23 protein-coding genes are annotated in these 19914 nt (G+C 68.6%); 15 read left to right on the top strand and 8 right to left on the bottom strand.

Annotated elements, in window-relative coordinates; translation table 11 throughout:
• The first annotated feature begins 99 nt into the window (after window positions 1-99).
• From ACWFRF_RS31925 to ACWFRF_RS31940, 4 genes are all read left to right on the top strand, one after another.
• Entirely contained in the window at window positions 100-378 is a 279-nt protein-coding gene (locus ACWFRF_RS31925; protein WP_378995677.1) for a hypothetical protein, read from the top strand.
• Window positions 379-450: 72 nt separating this feature from the next.
• Window positions 451-921 carry a peroxiredoxin gene (locus ACWFRF_RS31930; protein ID WP_378995679.1) on the top strand — a complete coding sequence of 157 codons (471 nt, stop codon included), beginning with the start codon at window positions 451-453 and terminating at the stop codon, window positions 919-921.
• Between the two features lie 67 nt (window positions 922-988).
• Window positions 989-1561, top strand: coding sequence for a permease (locus tag ACWFRF_RS31935; RefSeq protein WP_378995681.1), 573 nt, complete (start codon window positions 989-991; stop codon window positions 1559-1561).
• A 143-nt stretch (window positions 1562-1704) separates the two neighbouring features.
• Window positions 1705-2172, top strand: coding sequence for a MarR family winged helix-turn-helix transcriptional regulator (locus ACWFRF_RS31940; RefSeq protein ID WP_378995683.1), 468 nt, complete (start codon window positions 1705-1707; stop codon window positions 2170-2172).
• Here ACWFRF_RS31940 and hisI read toward each other — a convergent pair.
• Both hisI and ACWFRF_RS31950 read right to left on the bottom strand, forming a co-directional pair.
• Window positions 2169-2513 (bottom strand): phosphoribosyl-AMP cyclohydrolase, encoded by a 345-nt coding sequence (gene hisI, locus ACWFRF_RS31945; protein WP_378995685.1) that lies wholly within the window; start codon window positions 2511-2513, stop codon window positions 2169-2171. The genes ACWFRF_RS31940 and hisI overlap by 4 nt on opposite strands.
• The gene (locus ACWFRF_RS31950; protein WP_379311897.1) at window positions 2510-3763 is read right to left on the bottom strand and encodes a PucR family transcriptional regulator; all 1254 of its coding nucleotides are present in this window, start codon (window positions 3761-3763) and stop codon (window positions 2510-2512) included. Before ACWFRF_RS31950 ends, hisI begins: the two co-directional genes overlap by 4 nt.
• 177 nt (window positions 3764-3940) lie before the next feature.
• On the opposite strand from ACWFRF_RS31950, the gene ACWFRF_RS31955 reads away from it, so the two are divergent.
• From ACWFRF_RS31955 to ACWFRF_RS31985, 7 genes are all read left to right on the top strand, one after another.
• The gene (locus ACWFRF_RS31955) at window positions 3941-4699 is read left to right on the top strand and encodes an ABC transporter ATP-binding protein (protein ID WP_452453831.1); all 759 of its coding nucleotides are present in this window, start codon (window positions 3941-3943) and stop codon (window positions 4697-4699) included.
• Window positions 4696-5445, top strand: coding sequence for an ABC transporter ATP-binding protein (locus tag ACWFRF_RS31960; RefSeq protein WP_379311899.1), 750 nt, complete (start codon window positions 4696-4698; stop codon window positions 5443-5445). Before ACWFRF_RS31955 ends, ACWFRF_RS31960 begins: the two co-directional genes overlap by 4 nt.
• The gene (locus ACWFRF_RS31965) at window positions 5442-6320 is read left to right on the top strand and encodes a branched-chain amino acid ABC transporter permease (protein WP_378995695.1); all 879 of its coding nucleotides are present in this window, start codon (window positions 5442-5444) and stop codon (window positions 6318-6320) included. Before ACWFRF_RS31960 ends, ACWFRF_RS31965 begins: the two co-directional genes overlap by 4 nt.
• A complete protein-coding gene (locus ACWFRF_RS31970) occupies window positions 6317-7369 on the top strand; it encodes a branched-chain amino acid ABC transporter permease (protein WP_452453834.1) in 1053 nt (350 codons plus the stop codon). Before ACWFRF_RS31965 ends, ACWFRF_RS31970 begins: the two co-directional genes overlap by 4 nt.
• A complete protein-coding gene (locus ACWFRF_RS31975; protein WP_378995700.1) occupies window positions 7359-8615 on the top strand; it encodes an ABC transporter substrate-binding protein in 1257 nt (418 codons plus the stop codon). The genes ACWFRF_RS31970 and ACWFRF_RS31975 overlap by 11 nt, the downstream gene beginning before the upstream one ends.
• 77 nt (window positions 8616-8692) lie before the next feature.
• Complete coding sequence (locus ACWFRF_RS31980) at window positions 8693-9439, top strand: hypothetical protein (protein ID WP_452453836.1); 747 nt, start codon at window positions 8693-8695, stop codon at window positions 9437-9439.
• Between the two features lie 84 nt (window positions 9440-9523).
• Window positions 9524-10681, top strand: coding sequence for an acyl-CoA dehydrogenase family protein (locus ACWFRF_RS31985; RefSeq protein WP_452453838.1), 1158 nt, complete (start codon window positions 9524-9526; stop codon window positions 10679-10681).
• Window positions 10682-10688: 7 nt separating this feature from the next.
• On the opposite strand, the gene ACWFRF_RS31990 is transcribed toward ACWFRF_RS31985, so the two are convergent.
• The 5 genes from ACWFRF_RS31990 to ACWFRF_RS32010 all read right to left on the bottom strand — a co-directional run bounded on the left by ACWFRF_RS31990 (window position 10689) and on the right by ACWFRF_RS32010 (window position 14811).
• On the bottom strand, window positions 10689-11627 hold the full coding sequence (locus tag ACWFRF_RS31990) for a TIGR03564 family F420-dependent LLM class oxidoreductase (RefSeq protein ID WP_452453840.1): 939 nt from the start codon (window positions 11625-11627) through the stop codon (window positions 10689-10691).
• A gap of 172 nt (window positions 11628-11799) precedes the next feature.
• Entirely contained in the window at window positions 11800-12615 is an 816-nt protein-coding gene (hisF, locus tag ACWFRF_RS31995; RefSeq protein ID WP_378995708.1) for an imidazole glycerol phosphate synthase subunit HisF, read from the bottom strand.
• A 5-nt stretch (window positions 12616-12620) separates the two neighbouring features.
• Window positions 12621-13442 (bottom strand): inositol monophosphatase family protein, encoded by an 822-nt coding sequence (locus ACWFRF_RS32000; protein WP_378995711.1) that lies wholly within the window; start codon window positions 13440-13442, stop codon window positions 12621-12623.
• 8 nt (window positions 13443-13450) lie between these two features.
• Window positions 13451-14182 carry a bifunctional 1-(5-phosphoribosyl)-5-((5-phosphoribosylamino)methylideneamino)imidazole-4-carboxamide isomerase/phosphoribosylanthranilate isomerase PriA gene (gene priA / locus ACWFRF_RS32005; RefSeq protein ID WP_378637223.1) on the bottom strand — a complete coding sequence of 244 codons (732 nt, stop codon included), beginning with the start codon at window positions 14180-14182 and terminating at the stop codon, window positions 13451-13453.
• Between the two features lie 143 nt (window positions 14183-14325).
• Window positions 14326-14811, bottom strand: coding sequence for a carboxymuconolactone decarboxylase family protein (locus ACWFRF_RS32010; protein WP_452453843.1), 486 nt, complete (start codon window positions 14809-14811; stop codon window positions 14326-14328).
• 166 nt (window positions 14812-14977) lie between these two features.
• Here ACWFRF_RS32010 and ACWFRF_RS32015 point away from each other — a divergent pair, with 166 nt between their 5' ends.
• Window positions 14978-15883 carry an RNA polymerase sigma-70 factor gene (locus tag ACWFRF_RS32015; RefSeq protein ID WP_452453845.1) on the top strand — a complete coding sequence of 302 codons (906 nt, stop codon included), beginning with the start codon at window positions 14978-14980 and terminating at the stop codon, window positions 15881-15883.
• Window positions 15884-15965: 82 nt separating this feature from the next.
• Here ACWFRF_RS32015 and ACWFRF_RS32020 read toward each other — a convergent pair whose 3' ends face one another.
• A complete protein-coding gene (locus tag ACWFRF_RS32020; RefSeq protein WP_379311907.1) occupies window positions 15966-16568 on the bottom strand; it encodes a maleylpyruvate isomerase family mycothiol-dependent enzyme in 603 nt (200 codons plus the stop codon).
• 233 nt (window positions 16569-16801) lie between these two features.
• On the opposite strand from ACWFRF_RS32020, the gene ACWFRF_RS32025 reads away from it, so the two are divergent.
• The 3 genes from ACWFRF_RS32025 to ACWFRF_RS32035 are packed head-to-tail and all read left to right on the top strand — an operon-like array spanning window position 16802 to window position 19910.
• Window positions 16802-18043 carry a DUF2786 domain-containing protein gene (locus ACWFRF_RS32025; protein ID WP_452453847.1) on the top strand — a complete coding sequence of 414 codons (1242 nt, stop codon included), beginning with the start codon at window positions 16802-16804 and terminating at the stop codon, window positions 18041-18043.
• A 58-nt stretch (window positions 18044-18101) separates the two neighbouring features.
• The gene (locus tag ACWFRF_RS32030; protein WP_452453849.1) at window positions 18102-18881 is read left to right on the top strand and encodes a helix-turn-helix domain-containing protein; all 780 of its coding nucleotides are present in this window, start codon (window positions 18102-18104) and stop codon (window positions 18879-18881) included.
• 54 nt (window positions 18882-18935) lie between these two features.
• Window positions 18936-19910, top strand: coding sequence for an alpha/beta fold hydrolase (locus ACWFRF_RS32035; protein ID WP_452453851.1), 975 nt, complete (start codon window positions 18936-18938; stop codon window positions 19908-19910).
• Window positions 19911-19914: the final 4 nt, after the last annotated feature.

A 19914-nucleotide genomic window follows, 5' to 3' on the forward strand; every position in this document is an offset into this window, starting at 1 on the left:
GCGCGGACCCGACCCCGCGCCGAATCGGGCGGTGACCGGCATCACTACACTCGCGCGCGTTCCATGTCGCATGCGGTAATCCCCTTTCCGAGAGGAGCAATGGTGTACCCCTCGCAGCAGGGCGCACAGGACGGCCGGCTGGCCGTCCCGTCGCAGCAGCACTTCGGTCCCGGCCAGCAGGCGGTGGCGACGAGCGCGATCAATTCGTTCGTCACCTACGCCAAGGCCATCCAGGACCTCGACAAGAAGAATTTCCCCGACGAGTACGCCGGGCACAGCGATCGCATCCGCGAGCTGGAACCACTCTTGCGCGCGCACGGCATCCTCGACGTGATGCAGATCCGCAATCCCGACATCGCGGCACTGCTCGGGCAATAGGACCCCAGATCCCCGTTCGTGGACGCGAACGGGGATCTTCCTTACTCGGCCGCCGGTCGTTACTGTCTGGGCATGCAGCCAGGCCAGCGCGCTCCGCAATTCGAGCTCCCCGATCAGTCCGCCCAGCTCCGCTCGCTCGACGGCTTGCTCGCCGACGGACCGGTGGTGCTCTTCTTCTACCCCGCCGCCAACACTCCGGTGTGCACCGCCGAGGCCTGCCACTTCCGTGATCTGAGCGGCGAGTTCGCCGCGCTGGGCGCCTCGTGTGTCGGTATCAGCACCGACAGCACCGAGGTGCAGGCCGGTTTCGCCACCAAGCAGCGCCTCGACTACCCGGTGCTGTCCGACAGCGACGGCGCGGTCGCCGCCGCGTTCGGCGTGAAGCGTGGACTGCTGGGCAAACTCGCCCCGGTCAAGCGACACACCTTCATCATCGACACCGACCGCACGATTCTCGAGATCGTCACCGGTGAGCTGCGGGCGGCCGTGCATGCCGACGAAGCGCTGGCCTTCCTGCGCAAGCGCAGCATCACTCCCGAGTAGTACCGGTCGGCGAATCGCCGGGCGGCGGATCGGCGCCCGGCGACCTCGACGCACTTACGCTGGGCAGATGACAACCGGCGAGGTGCAGTCGAGCGGTCAGAAGCCCACGGCCGTCGTATGGCGTAACCGGGCGATCATGACCCTCGCCACGGTGGTGGTGCTGGTGGCCGCCTACTTCATCCTGTCCTCGTTCATCCCCCGGTGGTGGGCACAGCGGCTGGCCAACACCGTGCACGGCAGTTTCAGCTCGGGCATCTGGTGGGGGCTGGTGTACGGCTTCGTGTTCACCTTGCTGCCGCTGTTGCTGCTGATATTCGCGGTGCGGGTGTGGAAGCGCAAGGGCGGCAAGTTCATGGCGGGCGCGGCGGTGATCGTCGCGCTGGCCTGCTCGCTGCCGAATCTGATGACGTTGACGATCGTGCTCGGCGGCAACAATGCCGCACACGCGGGTCAGCGAATTCTGGACGTCGACGCGCCGGCGTTCCGCGGCGCCTGCCTGGTCGGCGCCATCATCGCGGCGGTGGTGTTCGCGCTGGTGATCGCGCTGATGGGCAAGCGTGGATTCAGCCGTCACAAGGCCGCCAAGGCCGCGGCGCAGGAACCGGCGCCCGCTACGCCGCCGATGACCGGCGATCGGTAGCCCTCGCCCGCACCCCGCGGTGATGTGAGTGACCTCACGACCACCGCCAACTCCCGGACGCCACAGCGACGTCGTGGCAAACTCTTTCGTGTGCGCGCCTCACTCCACCATGTCCGCCGTCCGGCCGCGAGGCAGTACCGGCGATGACTCAGTGGCTCGACCCCGTCGAACAACGCGCATGGCAGGCGATCGTCGCGCTCATGACCCGGATTCCCGGCGCACTGGACACCCGGTTGCAGCGCGAGTCCGGCCTCACCCATTTCGAGTTCCGGGTACTCAGCCTGCTCTCCGAGGAGGCGGGACACCGGCTGCAACTGAGTGATCTCGCCCACAAGGCAAATGCGTCGCTATCGCGACTCTCGCATGTGGTCTCGAAGCTGGAACGCATCGGCTGGGTGCGCCGCGACACCACCGCGGGCCGACGCGGGGTGTACGCGGTTCTCACCGACGCCGGTTTCGAGAAGGTGATCGAGGCGGCCCCCGGCTACGTGGACGCCGTACGCAGGCTCGTTCTGGACGGTCTCACCGATCAGCAGACCGCGCAACTCGCGGTACTCGGGGAATCCCTGTCCGACCGGCTGAACCGGATCCTCGTCGAAGACGGCGACTAGCCGATGGCGAGCAGTACGTCGGTGTCGAAGCAGGTGTGAGTGCCGGTGTGGCAGGCCGCGCCCTCCTGATCGACGATCAGCAGCAGCGTGTCGCCGTCGCAATCCAGGCGCACCTCGTGCACGTACTGGGTGTGCCCGGAGGTCTCGCCCTTGACCCAGTACTGCTGACGCGAACGCGAATAGTAGGTCGCCTTGCGGGTTTCCAGCGTGCGGGCCAGCGCCTCGTCGTCCATCCAGGCCATCATCAGCACGTCGCCGGTGGCCTTTTCCTGTGCGATCGCGGCGATCAGTCCGTCCTCGGTGCGCTTGAGGCGGGCGGCGATGGCGGGGTCGAGGCTCATGCCTCGTTTATAACAGCAGCCAGTTCGATGGCCACCAGCAGTTCCACCAGGTCGTTCACGCTGCGCACATTGCGACCGGTGAGTTCCTGGATCCGGCCGAGCCGGTACTTGGCCGTATTGAGGTGGATGTGGAGGGTGTCGGCGGCTTCGCGCAGATTCATGTCGGCGGCGGCGAACGCGCGGATCGTCTCGGCCAATGTCCCGCCACGAACGCGGTCCTCGGCCAGTGCGCTCCCGATGCGGGGGTCCACCAGCTGACGGGTGGTGTCATCGGCGCGCAGGAGCAGATATTTGAAGGGCGTGAGCTGCGGTAACGCGAGTACCCCGCCGCCTTCGGGCAGGAGCTCGAGCGCGGCCTGCGCCTGCCGGTAGGCACGTGGAATCTGGGCGACCTCGGTGACCGCGGTGCTCACCCCGACGGCCAACGTGAGGCCCTCGGCGCCCAGCTCGTCGCGCATCACGCGCAGCCGCTCGCACAATCCGTCGGCGGCGTCGCCCGCACCGAGCGCGGGCACGGCGACGATCTCGGATCCGCGGACCACCGACAGCGTCCGCAATCCGTTGACCGTGCACCGAGCCATCGCCGCGGACACCAATTGCCTTGCCTGACCGAGTCTTTCGGACGAATCCTCGTTGCGTTCCGCCCGATCGAGCACGACCGCGGTGATCACCACCACCGGCGCGGTACGTTCGGCCCCGATTCCGTGCGCGGTGGCCACCGACAGATGCGGACCGCTCGCCGGCAGCGCACCGTCGAGCAGCGCGTCCATCAGCGCCTGCGAGTCGCGCCCGGATTCGGCGGCCACGTACTGCTGGAACTCCAGATACGCGTCGGTGGCCTGGGTGCTGATCAGATCGGTGTAGCGGGCCAGCGGCCCCGCCAGCGACAGCACGGCCGCCTGACCTGCCTCGGAATCGCCCGCGTGCGCGAGCAGCGTTTTCCAGATGGCACGCTGGCCGAGGCGAAACGCCGCGATGTAGTCGACCAGCGGCAGCCCGGTGCGGGCCCGTCGCGCCGCCGCCTGCCGCGCGTAGGCGACGTCGGACGGGCAGACACGTCGGTGCTCGAGCAAGGCGCCGAGCCCGGTGCGGCTCAGCCGGGCGAGCTGATCGTGCACATCGTCGAGCAGACCGGGGCCCGCGGTGGCGTAGCCGGGCAGCTCGGCGCGGATCTTGGCCATCACGTCGTCGGCGATCTCATCGGCGTGGTCGTACGCCGCACCCGCTATCCGGTGACGCTCGGCCCGCACCTGATCAGACTCGGTCGAAACGGATAAACGTGATCCAGCTGACATGTTCCGGGAGTGTGCATGCGCGCGCTCACAGTGTCAACCACGTCACACTGTCCGCAGCGGACGAGCACCGGTCGAGTTCTTGGTCCACAACGTCCGATGTGGGCTCCGACCTGCGGTCTTAGTGTTCGTCGCATGCTCGAGATAACCAACCTGACGGTGCGCTTCGGCGGTATCACCGCTTTACAGGACGTCGGGTTCACGGTCGCTTCCGGCGAGATGGTCGGCCTGATCGGACCCAACGGCGCAGGCAAGACCACCCTGTTCAACTGCATGACCCGGCGCAACCGGCTGACGTCGGGCACCATGCGTTACCTCGACACCGATCTGTCCACGGTGCGGCCCGACGCGCTGGCCGCGCTCGGCATCGCCCGCACTTTCCAGAACCTGGGCCTGTTCCCCCGTCTCTCGGTGCGCGAGAACGTCCTCGTGGGTGCGCACCACCGAGCCTGCGCGGGCTTCGTGTCAGCCGGACTGCGGTTGCCGAAGATCCGCAGGGAGGAAAAGGTGCTGCGCGCCGAAGCCGATGAACTGCTCGAGCGCCTCGACCTGACCGCGGTCGCCGACCACCCGGCTTCCGGTCTGCCTTTCGGCACCCTCAAACGCATCGAACTCGCCAGAGCGCTGGCGGTGCGGCCACAACTGCTGCTGCTCGACGAACCCGTGAACGGCTTGAGCCACGGAGAAGTCGACGAATTCGCTCACCGCCTGCGCACCCTGCAAGCCGACCTCGCGCTGACCGTGATCGTCGTCGAACACCACATGGGTTTCGTGATGGGCACCTGCGATCGGGTGATCTGCCTCGAGTTCGGCCAGGTGATCGCCGAGGGCGAACCCGAAGCGGTACAGCAGGATCCGGCCGTCATTCGCGCCTATCTGGGGGCTTCGGCATGAGCGAGCACTGGCCGACGGCCGACGACGCGTTCTTGACGGTCACCGATCTGCATGCCGGTTACGGTGCGGCGAAAGTCCTGCACGGCGTCAGCTTCTCGGTCCAGCAGGGCACCGTGTGCGCGATCCTCGGCCCCAACGGCGCCGGCAAGACCACCCTGCTGCGCGCCCTGTGCGGGATGATCAAGGTTCGCGGCAGCCTGCTCCTCGACGGTGACGAAGTATCGGGTCGCGCACCGGAATCGATGGCGCGCCTCGGCGTGGCCCATGTTCCCGAGGGGCGCGGTACCTTCGCCCCGCTCACCGTCGAAGAGAACCTGCGCCTGGGCGCCTACCCCCGCCGTGACCGCGCCGCCGTCGAAACCGACCTGCGCCGCGTCTACGACTACTTCCCGATCCTGCGCGACAAACAACGCGACGCCGCGGGCGGCCTGTCCGGCGGCCAGCAGCAGATGCTCGCCATCGGCCGGGCGCTGATGCTGCGGCCACGCATGCTGCTGCTCGACGAACCCTCACTCGGCCTCTCACCGCTGGTCACCCAGGAGTTGTTCGGGATCGTCGCCACCATCAACGAGGAGGAACGCACCACGGTGATCGTCGTCGAACAGAACGCCCACCTGGCGCTCGGTGTCGCCCAGCAGGCGCACGTCCTGGAAACCGGGCGCATCGTCTTGTCGGGCACCGCCGAGCAGATCAGGGCCGATGAGCAGGTCACCCGCTCCTACCTGGGAATCCAGGTGAAGCCGTGATCGAATTCCTGCAGCAACTCGTCGAGGGTCTGTCCGCGGGCGCGATCTACGCGGGTCTCGCGCTGGCACTGGTGCTCATCTACCGATTCACCGGGATCGTCAATTTCGCCCAGGGTGAGCTGGCCATGTTCTCGGCGTTCCTGGCCTGGCAGCTGAGCCAGATCATGCCGTTCTGGGCGGCGCTGATCCTCACTCTCGCCATTTCGTTCGCCGGCGGCATGCTGATCGAACGAGTGGTGATCCGGCCGGTCGAGGGCGCACCCGAGATCACCCTGGTGATCGTCACCGTCGGACTGTTCTTCACCATCCACGCCACCGCGGGCTGGATCTGGTCGTATCAGACCAAATCGTTCCCGAATCCCTTCCCGGAGGGGGCTCTGCGTGGTGGCGGGCTGAGTGTGGGCTACGGCAGTCTCGGCGTCCTGCTCGTCGTCGGCGTGGTCATGGCGCTGCTGTATCTGCTGTTCCGCTACACCAGGATCGGGCTCGCCATGCGTGCCGTGGCGTGTAACCCGCAGTCGGCCAAACTCGTCGGTATCCGGGTCGGCACCGTGCTCGCGCTCGGCTGGGGACTGGCCGCGCTGGTCGGGGCGGTGTCAGGCGTGCTGTCGGCGCCGCTGCTGTTCCTCGAACCCAACATGATGGGCGGAGTCCTCATCTACGCCTTCGCGGCGGCGACGCTGGGCGGGTTCGACTCCCCCGGCGGCGCGGTGGCGGGCGGTCTGATCGTCGGCGTCGCCGAAACCCTCACCGGCGCTTACGTCGACGCGATCGGCACCGAACTCAAGATCGGCGTGCCGCTGGTGATCATCCTGGGCGTGCTCTTGCTGCGCCCGCAAGGTCTGTTCGGACACGCGGCGGTGGAAAGAGTATGAGCGAAGTGAAACTCACCGAAAAGCCAGTGACCACGACACTGGCTGTCCCACAGAATACTTCCGTCTCAGCTCGTATCAGTGCCATCCGGTGGCCACTGCTCGCGACGGCAGCGCTACTGCTGCTCGCCTGCGCGGCCCCGTTCCAGCTGGTGCCGTTCCACACCTTCCAGCTGGCCATGGCGATGATCTACGCGGTCACCCTGCTCGGGCTGAACCTGCTGGTCGGTCACACCGGCCAGATCTCATTGGGCCACGGTGCGTTCTTCGCGGTCGGCGCCTACACCGCCGCGATCGCGATGCAGCGCTGGGACGTACCGTATTTCGCGACCATCCCGATCGCCGCGGCCATCACCTTCGTACTCGGTTTCGCCCTCGGCGTCCCGGCGTTGCGACTGCGCGGGCTGTACCTGGCGCTGGTCACCCTGGCCATCGCGATCTTCCTGGTCCCCCTGCTCAAGCGGTTCGACGACCTGACCGGCGGCTCGATGGGACTCGTTGTCGACAAGCCGGTGCCGCCCGCGTGGACCGGCCTCGCCGAGGACCAGTGGCTGTATTTCCTGGCCCTGGCCACCACCGTGATCGGCTTCGTGCTGGTCGCCGGAATGCTGCGCTCGCGAGTCGGGCGGGCCCTGCACGCGATGCGCGACAACGAGATCGCCGCCGAGGTGCTCGGGGTGAACCTGGCGCACTACAAGACGCTCGCCTTCGCCTGGAGCGCGCTGCTGGCCGGTGTGGCCGGCTGTGTCTACACCTGGGTGATCGCGTTCGTCTCGCCCGACTCCTTCGCGCTGACGCTGTCGATCACGCTGCTGGCCGGACTGGTCGTCGGCGGGCTCGGCACCACCTGGGGCCCGCTGCTGGGCGGACTGTTCGTGATGTTCGTGCCCAGTTTCGCCCAGGACGTCAACCAGGCCGCACCCGGCGTCATCTTCGGACTGCTGATCATCGCGGTCATGTACCTCGCGCCGAAGGGTTTGGCCGGCCTGGCCACCCAGTGGACGCAATGGCTCGGACATCGTGTCCGGAAAGGGAAAACTCATGCGCACTAGGGCAATCCGCTCCATCGGTGTGACGGCCGCGCTTCTCGCGACCCTCACCGCGTGTGGTGGTCGTGGCGAGGAGACCGGCTCCGTCGGTCAAGGCGACTGCCAGGGCCAACAGACCACCGGTATCACCGACAGCACCATCAAACTCGGCGGGGCGTACCCGCTGTCGGGTCCGGCCTCGGCCTACAGCGAGGTCCCCAAGGGCGCCAAGGCCTACTTCGACTACATCAACGCCGAGCAGGGCGGCATCGATGGACGCAAGGTCGAGTACATCGTCCGCGACGACGGCTACCAGCCGCCGAAGACGGTCGAAGAGACCCGTCGCCTGGTCGAACAGGACCAGGTGTTCGCGGTCTTCCAAACCCTCGGCACGGCAACCTCTTCGGCGGTCACCGACTACCTCAACCAGCGCAAGGTGCCCCAGGTCTTCGTCGCCACCGGGGCGAACAAATTCGGTGCCGGCACCGAGCACCCGTGGACCATCGGCTGGCAGCCCAGCTACCGCACCGAGGGGCTGGCCTACGCGCAGTACGTGAAAGCGCAGCGGCCCAACGCCACCGTGGCGGTGCTCTACCAGAACGACGACTTCGGCAAGGACCTCCTCGCGGCGTTCACCGAGGGCGTCGCGGGCAGCGGGGTGAAGGTGATCGCCGAACAGAGCTTCGAGGTCACCGACCCCACCGTCGATGCCCAGGTGCGCAACCTCGCCAACTCCAAAGCCGATGTGCTGCTGAACTTCTCGACCCCGAAGTTCGCCTCGCAGGCGCTGGCCGCCGACGTGCGCAACGCTGACTGGAATCCGTTGCACGTACTCGCCGTGGTCTCCAACACCATGGCCACCCTGCGCCCGGTGGGGCTGCCCAACGTCCAGGGCACGGTGACCGCGGCGTTCCTCAAGGACGCGGCCGATCCGCGCTGGGCCACGGACGCGGGCATGCAGACCTACCGGTCCAAGCTGACGCAGTACGCCCCCGGCGCCGATCCCGAGAACCAGCACGCGATGGCCGGATGGACGATGGCCGAGAGCTTCCGCAAGACCATGGACGCGGCGAAGTGCCCGACCCGCGAGGGCCTGCGCGACGCGATGCGCTCGCTGGACAACGTCTCCGCCGACCTGATGCTGCCGGGCATCGCGATGAAAACCGGTGCGAACGACGGCTATCCGCTCGAAGCGGTCGGCATCCAGACCTTCGTCGGCGAGCACTGGTCGCTCACCGACGGCGGTCTGATCGACACCGCGGGCAAGTAGCCACCCCCTCCCTCGTTGCGCAGCGCGTCCCAGCGTGCGCGGCTCGTCCGAAGTACCCCGATCGATGAGGATCACAGATGAAGATGTCAACCACTCTGGCCACGGCGGCGATGACCGCATTGGCCCTGTGTGTCAGTACCGGGACCGGCAACGCCGATCCCGCACCACAGACCGAGGTGCGCTACGAGGTGAGTAGGCAGGGTGACTCCGCGGTGCTGTCCACCGACGGCAAGCTGCAGGTCGTCGACGGCCAGCTCGTGCTCACCACCGGCGCCGGCACCCCGGTCGCCGCCCTGCCGCTGACCTACCGCATGGACGACAAGGTGTTCCCGATCGCCGCCACCGTCGACGGCGGAACCGCGACCCTGACCCCGTCCAAGGAGGGCGGCACTCCGGTGGCCCCGGCGACGAACCTGATCACCCAGGACGTGGCCGCGCAGCAGATCGCCGAGTCCTTCACCCCGCGCGATCAGGCCGCGCTCGGGGTTCTCAGCCAGCGCCTCGGCGTCGGTGGCGCCGTGGCGGCCATCGTCGGCGCGGTGGTCGGCGGTGGCATCGGTTGCCTGGTCGGCGGTGCCGCGGGCGCCACCATCGCCAGCCCGGTGATCGTGCTGCTGGTGCCGTGGGTCGGCGCCACCGTGGCCGGTTGCGTGCTCGGCGCGGCCACGCTCGGTGCGGTCGGCACGATGATCGGTCTGGTCACCGTCGGCGGTCCGCTGGCGCTGTTCTCGGCCTACCAGTACTTCTCGACCATTCTCGCGCCGTGCCCGGCCGAACTCGGCGCCTACTGCAAGGACCCCGCGGTCCCCACACCGCCGAAGTAGTACGCACCGCCGTCTCGCCGGCCCACCCGATCACCGCGTCGGGCGGGCCGGCTCGTGGCCGTTTCCGGCCGGTAAGGATTCCCCATGCGCAGAACAGTTTTCGATGCCGAGCACCGCGCCTTCCGTGCGGCGATGCGCGCGTTCATCGATGCCGAGGTCGTGCCGAGTTTCGGCAAGTGGTACGACGACGGACTGGTGCCGCGCGAATTCTATTACCGGCTGGGCGAACTCGGGATCCTCGGCATGGAGGCGCCCGTCGAACACGGCGGATGCGGCCTGGACTCGTTCCGGTACCGGGCGGTGCTCACCGAGGAGATCGCGCGCGCCGCGGTGTCTTTCGGCGGCTCCAGCGCCCACGTGTCCCGCTGTCTGCCCCTGATCAACGACCTGGCGACCGCCGAACAGCGGCAGCGCTGGTTGCCCGGATTCGTCACCGGCGAAACGATGTTCGCGCTCGCGGTCGCCGAACCCGGCACCGGTACGGAGCCGTCGGGCATGCGTACCACCGCGCCCCTGTCGCTGGACGGCAGCGAATACCTGCTCAACGGTTCGAAGACCTACGTCATCGGGGGCGTGCACGCCGACCGCGTCATCGTGTGCGCGCGTACCGCGCCCCCGAGCGCGGACGACCCCACCTACGGCCTGTCCCTGCTGGTCGTCGACAGCGCCGCCCCCGGCTACCGCGTCGGGCGCGCCCTCGACACTCTCGGCCGAAAGGTCTGCGACATAGTTCAACTCACCTTCACCGATGTGCGGGTGCCGGTGACCGATCGGCTCGGTGCCGCGCACCGTGGCGACGACCATCTCGCCGCACAGCTGCCACGCGAACGGCTCACCATCGCCGTCGGCGCCCACGCGCAGGCCAGGGCCGCGGTGCGTTTCGCGCACAGCTTCACCGCCGAGCGCACCGCGTTCACCCACTCGGTGGCGAGCTTCCAGAACACCACGTTCGAGCTGGCCGCCTGCCGGGCCGAGGTCGACGCGATCGAGGCGGTGGTCGACCGCGCGCTCGCCGCCCACGACCGCGGCGACCTGACCCCCGCCGACGCGGCCTCGGCGAAGCTGTTCTGCACCGAGTCGGCCGGGCGGGTGATCGACCGCTGCCTCCAATTGCACGGCGGGGTCGGCTATCTCGCGGACTCCCCCATCGCCCGCCTCTACGCCGACCACCGCATCGATCGGATCGTGGGTGGCACCAGCGAAGTGCTGCGCACGATCATCGCCGCCGAGATGGGGTTGTGACGCCAGATCAGCGGGCGCGATTGAGCTCACCGAGCAGCCGCCAGGTGCGCTGCTGATCCTCGGGTGTGGTGAGGTCGGTCTGGGAGAACACCACATCGGTGGCGCCCGCGGCGAAGTAGTCGGCCACGCGGGCGGCGACCGTCTCCTCGTCGCCGATCACCACGAGTTCGGCGGCCCGCTGGGCGCCCGACAGCGCGACCACTCGCTGGTACGACGGAATCGTGTCGTAGAAGGCGGTTTTCGTCTCGGCGATGCTCCGGGCCGCGGCGACGTCGGCGGTCACGACGCCGGGCACCATCGCCACGATGCGGGGGTGCGGCCTGCCCGCGGCCGTCGCGGCGGCGGTCAACGGCGCGACGATGTGTTCGGCCAGCGCCTCGGGACCGACCAGGAAGGGCAACGTGCCGTCGGCCAGTTCGCCGGTGGCTCGCAGCGCCTGCGGCCCCATGGCCGCGACCAGCACCGGCACTGTCGGGTCGGCACCCGCCACCGCCGCGGGCATCGGACTGGCGGCGGTCACCGTCTCACCGCGGAAGTCCACTGCACCGGTGTCGAGAATCGACCGCAGCGCCGTGAGGAATTCACGCAGCCGGAGGCCGGGCCGGTCGAACGGCCCACCGAACGCGCGTTCGGACAGCGACCGAGCGCCGAGCCCCAACCCCAGCACGAACCGTCCACCGGTCGCCGCCTGCGCGGTCTGCGCCTGACCGGCCACCAGCAGCGGATGCCTGCCCGGCACCGGAACGACCGACGTCCCCACTTCGATCCCGGGCACCGACCGACCGATCAACGCCGCCAACACGATCGCGTCACTACTGAAGGCCTGTCCCAACCACACCGAACTCAGCCCGACCTCGGCGGCGACTCCGCCCAGGTCGACGGCCGTGTCCACGGCGTTGGCGGAGTTGTCGAGGACGAACGGGGACAACGCGATTCCGATGCTCATCCCCGCATCAACGTCGGCGGCAACGGAGATCATCGCGATCCACGCACGATGATTCCATTGCCTGCGACCAGCTCACCGTTGGCGCTCGGTCGATGCGTTCCGTCGGATCATCGTGCTGTGACGCCGAATTCGTTCGGCGCCAGGTGAATTCGGCTGGCCACCGCAACCGGTGTCAGCGGACGGTGATGCCGTCCGCGCGCATCGCGTTCTTCACCTGGCCGATGGTGAGGTCGCCGAAGTGGAAGACGCTCGCGGCGAGGACCGCGTCGGCGCCCGCGTGGACAGCGGGCGGGAAGTGGTCGACCGCGCCCGCGCCGCCGCTGGCGATCACCGGAACGCGCACCGCGGCGCGCACGGCAGTGATCATCGGCAGGTCGAAACCGGCCTTGGTGCCGTCGGCGTCCATCGAGTTCAGCAGGATCTCGCCCACACCGAGTTCGGCGCCGCGGACGGCCCATTCGACAGCGTCGATGCCGGTGCCACGCTTGCCGCCGTGGGTGGTGACCTCCCAGCCGGACGGGGTGTCGGGCTGACCGTCGGGCACGGTGCGCGCGTCGACCGAGAGCACGATGCACTGGGCGCCGAAGCGTTGCGACATCTCGAACAGCACCTCGGGGCGTGCGATGGCGGCGGTGTTCACCGATACCTTGTCCGCGCCGGCGCGCAGCAGCCGGTCGACATCCTCGACCGTGCGTACCCCACCGCCGACGGTGAGCGGGATGAAGATCTGTTCGGCGGTGCGGGTCACCACGTCGAGCATGGTGCCGCGGTCACCGGTGGAGGCGGTAACGTCGAGGAAGGTCAGTTCGTCGGCGCCCTGAGCGTCGTAGGTCGCGGCCAGTTCCACCGGATCGCCCGCGTCGCGCAGGTTCTGGAAGTTGACGCCCTTGACCACGCGACCCGCGTCGACATCCAGACACGGGATCACGCGGACCGCCAAGGTGCTCGGCGCGGTGGTGCCGGGTCGTTCGTCGGTACGCGGTGTCATGGGGTTCACCCTCGTTCTTCTTCGCTGACGGTGCAAATCATTTCCAGCAGTTCTTCGTGCACGCCCGGCGCGGCGGCCAGCACCGAACCGGACGTGATCGTCCACGGCGCGCCCGCGAGGTCGGTGACCACGCCACCCGCGGCGCGCACCAGCGCGACCCCGGCCGCGTTGTCCCACGGATGGTGCCCGAACACGACCGCGCCGCCGAGCACCCCCGAGGCGGTGAACGCCAGGTCGATGCCGGTGGCGCCGTGCATCCGCACCCGCGAGGACAACCGGCTCAGTGCACCGAGCAGGTCGAACCGGAACTGGCCGGGGATGCGACCCGCCGAGTCGAGGTTGAAGGCGCCGAATCCGATCATGGAGTCGGCGAGCTTGCCCGGTTCCAGCGGTGGCAATGCCACACCGTCGAGGTACAACGGTCCACCGGTCACCGCGGCGTAGCGGCGACCCAGCATGGGCAGCCAGGTCAGGCCGATCACCGGCTCGCCTTCGTGCACCAGAGCCAGCAGGGTGCCCGACATCGGGTGGCCCGAGGAGTAGTTGAAGGTGCCGTCGATCGGATCGAGCACCCAGGCCGTGCCCGAGGTGAGCGCCGGTCCGCCGAATTCCTCGCCGTGGACCGCGATGCCGGTCCGCTGCTGGAGTTCGGCGGAGATGGTGCGTTCCAGCTCGAGATCGAGTTCGGTGGCGAAGTCGTTGCGGCCCTTGGTCACCGCGCTCGGCGCGCCGAGTCCTTCGACGAAACGCGGGACCACGCCGTCCAGGATCTGGGTGGCGACGGTCAGCAGGTCGGTCAGTTCGGCGGTGCTCGGCGCGGCGGTCATCGGCGGTGTCAGCGCACCGCGGCCAGAGCTTCGGGCAGCGTGAAGCGGCCCGCGTACAACGCCTTGCCGATGATCGCGCCCTCCACACCGTCGTCGGCCAGGCCGGCGATGGCGACGAGGTCGTCGAGCACCGAGATGCCGCCGGAGGCGACCACCGGTGCCTCGGCGGCGTTGGCGACCTCGCTCAGCAGCTCGAGGTTGGGGCCGGTGAGCGTGCCGTCCTTGGAGACGTCGGTGACCACATAGCGCGCACATCCGTCGCGCTCGAGGCGTTCGAGCACCTCCCACAGGTCGCCGCCGTCGGTCACCCAGCCGCGACCGCGCAACCGCCACTGGCCGTCGATCTGCTTGACGTCGAGTCCCACCGCGATCCGGTCGCCGTACTCGCCGAGCACTCGCGCGCACCACTGCGGATTCTCGATCGCCGCGGTGCCGATGTTCACCCGCGCGCACCCGGTGGCCAGCGCCGCCTTCAGCGAATCGTCGTCGCGGATACCACCGGACAGCTCGACCTTCACGTCGAGTTCACCGACGACCTGAGCGATCAGTTCGCGATTGCTCCCCTTGCCGAAGGCCGCGTCGAGATCGACCAGATGCACCCACTCGGCCCCCGCTTGCTGCCACGCCAACGCCGCGTCCCGAGGCGACCCATAGCTCGTTTCGCTACCGGCCTCCCCTTGCACAAGGCGCACGGCCTCACCATTGGCGACATCGACAGCGGGCAACAGCACAAGACTCACGCATTCAGACTAGTAGGTCTGTGCCGCCGCTCCCGCAACGGTCCGCGCCGGTGAGGCCCGTGTCACGCGAACCCCGCGCACAACCGCTCGGCGCGTCGAGCGGGTCGGTCCGGATCCGGGGACCCGGGCCTGCCACGATTCGCTCAGCCTGCCGCGGCGTCGAACGCGCCGGGCTCGTAGGCACCGCCCTGCTGGCGCAGGATGACACCGAGCCGGTTGGCGGCGTTGATCTGGGCCACCACCGCGACCAAGGCGGCGAGCTGCTCGTCGTCGTAGTACTCCCGCACCTGGGCCCAGGTCTCGTCGGACACTCCCTGCGCGGCATCGGCGACGCGGGTACCTTCCTCCGCCAGCGCCAGCGCCGCCCGTTCCGCATCGGTGAACACCGTCGACTCACGCCAGGCGGCAACGAGATTGATCCGCGTCGCGGACTGCCCGGAGTGGGCCAGATCCTTGCTGTGCGCGTCGGTGCAGTAGCCGCAGCCGTTGATCTGGCTGACGCGCAGCATCACCAGGTCCTGGGTGGCTTTCGGCAGGGTCGACCGGATCAGTGCCAGGCTGGCGTTGCCGAACCGCTTGCCGAACGTGGCGCCGACCTCGGTGCCGAAAAGGTTGAATCGGGGTTCCATGACGTGTTCCTCACTGCTGGTGCTGAATCGAACGACCATGAGACGGCGGCGACCGGACCTCCGTAACAGCTCGTCGACGTGATCCACGCCACTGCGGATCGGTGTTACGCGACGGCGTCGGCCGACGTCTGATGGGCGATACATCCGAGTGGAAAGGGAGTGACCCATGGCGCCGCAGCCCGAGGGCACAGCGAAGGACCCGGCGACGGAGGTGTTCGTCGCCCATCGCAATCTGCTGTTCACGGTCGCTTACGAGATGCTCGGCTCGGCTGCCGACGCCGAGGACGTGCTCCAGGAGACCTGGCTGCGGTGGGTGGGCGTCGATCTCGACGCGGTGCGCGACCAGCGCGCGTATCTGGTCAGGATCACGACCCGCCGGTCACTCGATCGGTTGCGCGCGCTGGGTCGGCGCCGGGAGTCCTATGTCGGCCCCTGGCTGCCCGAACCGCTGCTGACCACGCCTGACATCGCCGAGGACGTCGAGTTGGCCGAGAGCGTCTCGATGGCGATGCTGCTCGTCCTGGAGACGCTGACGCCGATCGAAAGGGCGGTGTTCGTGCTGCGCGAAGTATTCGATCTGGACTACGACGAGATCGCCGAGGCCGTCGACAAGAGCCCGGCCGCCGTCCGCCAGCTGGCATACCGGGCGCGCGCCCACGTCGCAGCCCGCCGACCGCGCGGCATCGTGTCGGCGAGCGAATCCCGCGATGCGCTCGCGGCATTCCAGCGGGCGATCGAGACCGGCGATCTCCAGAATCTGCTCGACCTGCTCGCACCGGATGTCGTGTTCCTCGGCGACGGCGGCGGAATCAAGCAGGCCGCGCTGTCGCCCATCGTCGGGGCCGACCTGGTCGCCGCCTTGCTCACCGCCAGTGTGCCGAGGATCGGCGCGGCGATGACTGTCGAATCGGCACAGCTCAACGGCCACCCGGCCCTGATCCTGCGACTCGACGGCGTGATCGACACGGTCTTCGCGGTGCGCGTCGACGACGGCCTCGTCACCGGCCTCTACTCGGTCCGCAATCCGGACAAACTGTCGCGGACGGATACCGCGACCACACTGCGGCGCTGACCCGGCCGACCTGCGCCGACGAACTGACCGAGGTGGGGGCCGTCGGCTCGCGCGCGCACTCGATTCCCCACTGCTGAAGTAGTCAGCCGAGGCGGCGGCGGAGTTCGGGGAGTCCGCCGCCGGTGAGGTCGGCGAGCGCGGCCGTGCGGCCGACCACGGCCAGGGCGATGGCCTCGCCGGGGCCGCGCACTTCCGGACCGTCGCCGGAGGACCAGTCGACGTCGGTGGCGACGAAACGCAGACCCTTGGCGTACCTGGCCGGGAAGGCGAAGGGGTCGGGGTAGTTCAGGACCGCGATGAGACGGTCCGCGGGGATCGTCCGTGGGCGGCCGAGGGGACGGCGGATGTCCTGGTGGTGGACGACGAGGTCGGAGAGCATCAACCGGGGCGAGTACTTCGACAGGCGACCCGACTCGGTCTCGAGCTTGTCCACCAGCTGCGCGGTCGTCAGCTCCGCGAACGACTGCGCGAGCGCGTTATTGGTGCGGCTGACCGAGCCACGGCTCTTCACCACGACGGCCGCGTAGCCCAGCGGGCTCAGGGTGTCCTGCAACAGGTGCCCGACGACGTCACGAACCCGCCACCCCGCGCACAGCGACGGCGTCTCCCATTCCTGCTCGCTCAACCCCCGCAGCAGGTCGACCAGTTCGGCTCGTTCGTCGAGAACCATCCCCCGATAACTCATCCCGCCAGCCTAAGCTCACCGACCGACTTCCGACACCCTCTTTCAGCAGTTCCCTTGGGCGAGTAGCGATTACGAACCCAGGATCGGCAGGAAACAACCGAGCTGCCTTCGACGATTCGACGCGGGCCCGATGACGACGCGGCCGTACGGGAGCGATGCGCGACAATGGACGCCGCGAACACTGCCTACCCCCGTGACGGGTAGCACCTCCACGAACAGGATCGGCGCAACCCTTGGCCAAGCAGAATCGTCGGCGCCGGACAGGCCGTAAACCGGCAGCCGCTCCCGGACTTCCGATCGATGCCGCGTTGTCGGGCGACCGGTCGCAGGTGGCCGACGCGATCGCGACCGTGGCCTTCCTCGCCGCCCAGGGCGACACGAACGCGATCGGGCGATTCGCCGAACACGTCGCGGGCGCCGGGCTGGGCGGCGGAGCTCAGCTCGCCGCTGAGCGAATCATCGCCCGCGCCTTCGAGTTCGGCTGGTTGCCCCGCGATGTTCATGAGGCAGCGCGCAGACGGGTGGACGAGTTCGCGGTGAGCTACCTGACCGATCTGATGGCCGAGCACCGGTCCGATTTCCCCGCCGAGTCCGTCGACGAGATCTGGCAGTCGCAACTGGACGAGCTGAGCGCCACGGTCTGGTGGACGTCCGGGCAACCCCACCTCGAACAGTGGGCCGACCGCGCGCTTCTCACCCGCGAAGAGGCCCTCACCTCAGCTCTGACCGCCCTGGCCCTGCTCGTCCAACTCCCGAAACTCGAGCAGATCGTCGCACTGCCCGGCACCCGCAGGCAGACCGTCACGCACCACCATGTCGACGAGAAGACCCTCGGCCGAGTCCGTGGCCTCCTCGCCAAGGCCGAATCGACGTCCTTCGCCGAGGAAGCGGAAACGCTGTCCGCCAAGGCGCAAGAACTCATGACCAAGTACGCGATCGACCGCGCCCTGCTCGACACCCAGCGCACCGACCCCGACCTGCCCGCCGCCCGCCGCATCTGGCTGGAAACCCCCTACACCGACGCCAAAGCCCTGCTCATCGACATGGTGACCCGAGCCAACCGCTGCCGCGCGATCTTCGTCGCCGACTGGGGTTTCGTCACGATCGTCGGCGACGACCCCGACCTCGACGCCGTGGAGATCCTGTCCACCTCCCTGCTCGTCCAAGCCACCCGCACCATGATCGACAACGCCACCACCGAGGAATCCCGCTCCCGCCACTACCGCAAGGCCTACCTCACCGCCTATGCCACGCGAGTCGGCGAACGCCTCGCCGAGGCCGCCCGAGCAACCATCGCCGACTCCCCCGACCCCACCCACCTACTCCCCGTCCTGGCCATCCACCGACAACGAGTGGACAAAGCCTTCGCCACCTACTTCCCCACCGCCCGTACCCGAGGCATCACCATCCGCAGCGCCGAAGGCTGGACCGCAGGCACCGAAGCCGCCGACCGAGCCCACTTCGACAACCCCTGATCACCGACAGGCCCCACGATCGTCACGACGTCCGTACGCTCGATGTGTGCGGCCCATCATGTCCGAACACAAGCTGGACGACGGCTGGGAGTTGGCGCGCTCGACCGGAGCGGCAGCCACCGATGTCGTGATGGAAGGATTCCGCGATCGAGTGTCCGCGGGGTGCGATCTGCGGATCTTCCCGCGACCGGAAGTCACTGTGGTGATCCAGTTCGGCGACTGTGGGCTCAGTGTCGAAGGCCCCGATCAGCAGTTCACGTTCGACGGCCTGGTCGCCGGGCTCGACCCGGGGGTTCGCCGTGTTCACGCGGCGCGTGTCGAATGTGTCGAGGTGCGAATGTCGCCGATCGCCGCCTACCGCCTGCTCGGGGTCGCGCCGGCCGCCCTGAGCGGCGCGATGATCGGCCTCGACGAGGTCTGGGGTCCGGCGGCGCCACTGCTGCGCGAACAGCTGGCCGAAACAGCGACGTGGGCAGAACGATTCGCGCTGACGTCCCGGTTTCTCACCCTGCGTGAATCGACCAGGACGGCCGACCCGGAGGTCGCCGCAGCGTGGGACCGCATCGTCGCCGGCAACGGCGGCGTGCGGGTACGGGAACTGACCGAACTCACCGGCTGGAGCCGCAAACGGCTGTGGTCGAGGTTCACCGACCAGGTCGGCGTGACACCGAAACGCGCCGCGATGCTCACCCGGTTCCGGCACGCGTTCGACCTGCTGACGACCGGCCATTCACCCGCGAATGCCGCTGTGGCATGCGGTTATTCGGATCAATCACACCTACATCGCGACGTGTCGGCCTTCGCCGGTGTCACACCGGGTGCGCTCACGGCGCTCTGACCGCCGGAACATTCGTTCAAGACAGCGCACCCCGGCGCACCCCACAGTGAGTGCATGAGCAATTCCCGAGGTCTGCAACGCCGGATCCGCGCCGCCGAACAGCGCGTCGCCGACGCCTACGGACTCACGATCAGCGAGCACCTGTTCACGCTGCGCGATCCCGCGGTACAGGTCCGCGTCCTGACCGCCGGATCCGGCGAACCCGTCGTCCACATCAACGGCATCTCGGCACCCGCCATGGGCATGGCACCGCTGATCGCCCACCTGCCCGGCTTCCGGCATATCCTCGTCGACCTGCCGGGTCACAGTCTCGCACCCCCGTTCACTTGGCAGGGAAGTACCGTCCGCGAGCTGGCCACGGGTGTGCTCACCGGAACACTGGATGCGCTCGGCGTGGATCGAGCCGCGTTCGTCGGCAGCTCCCTCGGCGGCTTGTTCACCCTCTGGGCCACGCTGGACGCGCCGAAACGGCTCACGCGAGCAGCGATTGTCGCCACCCCCGCCACCGCCTTCCCCGACATGCGCGGCATTGCCGAGATGGAGTCACTGACCTCTCCGCTCCGCGGCCCTGTCGATGAAAGGCTGATGCGACTGCCGTCCCCGCGGTTCGTCGCCCGCTTCGCCCTCACCGAGGCGCTCGGGGCGACAGCGTCTCGTGCCATGTCCGACGACATGCTCGATCTGCACCGGCTACCGCTGCGACTGCCCGGACAGGCCGCGTCCTACCGCGCGCTGCTGTGTCGCCTGATGCGGGGACGTAACGCGCGCCCCGACAACGTCCTGACCGATGACGAACTGGCTCGGATCACCACGCCGCTGCTGTTCGTCTGGGGCGAGCACGACGTTTTCAGCTCCCCTGACCAGGCTCGACCATCGCTGACGAAGATCCCCGGCGCGCGACTCGTCGTCGTCCCCGGCGGTCACGGCCCGTGGTTCGACGACGCGGTCCGCTGCGCGGCACCGGTCCGCGCGTTCCTGTCAGACGAGCCGCTGACCGCCGGAAGCGAACGAGAACGCCACCGCGCCTAGCCAC

The sequence above is a fragment of the Nocardia sp. NPDC055165 genome, assembly GCF_053606985.1.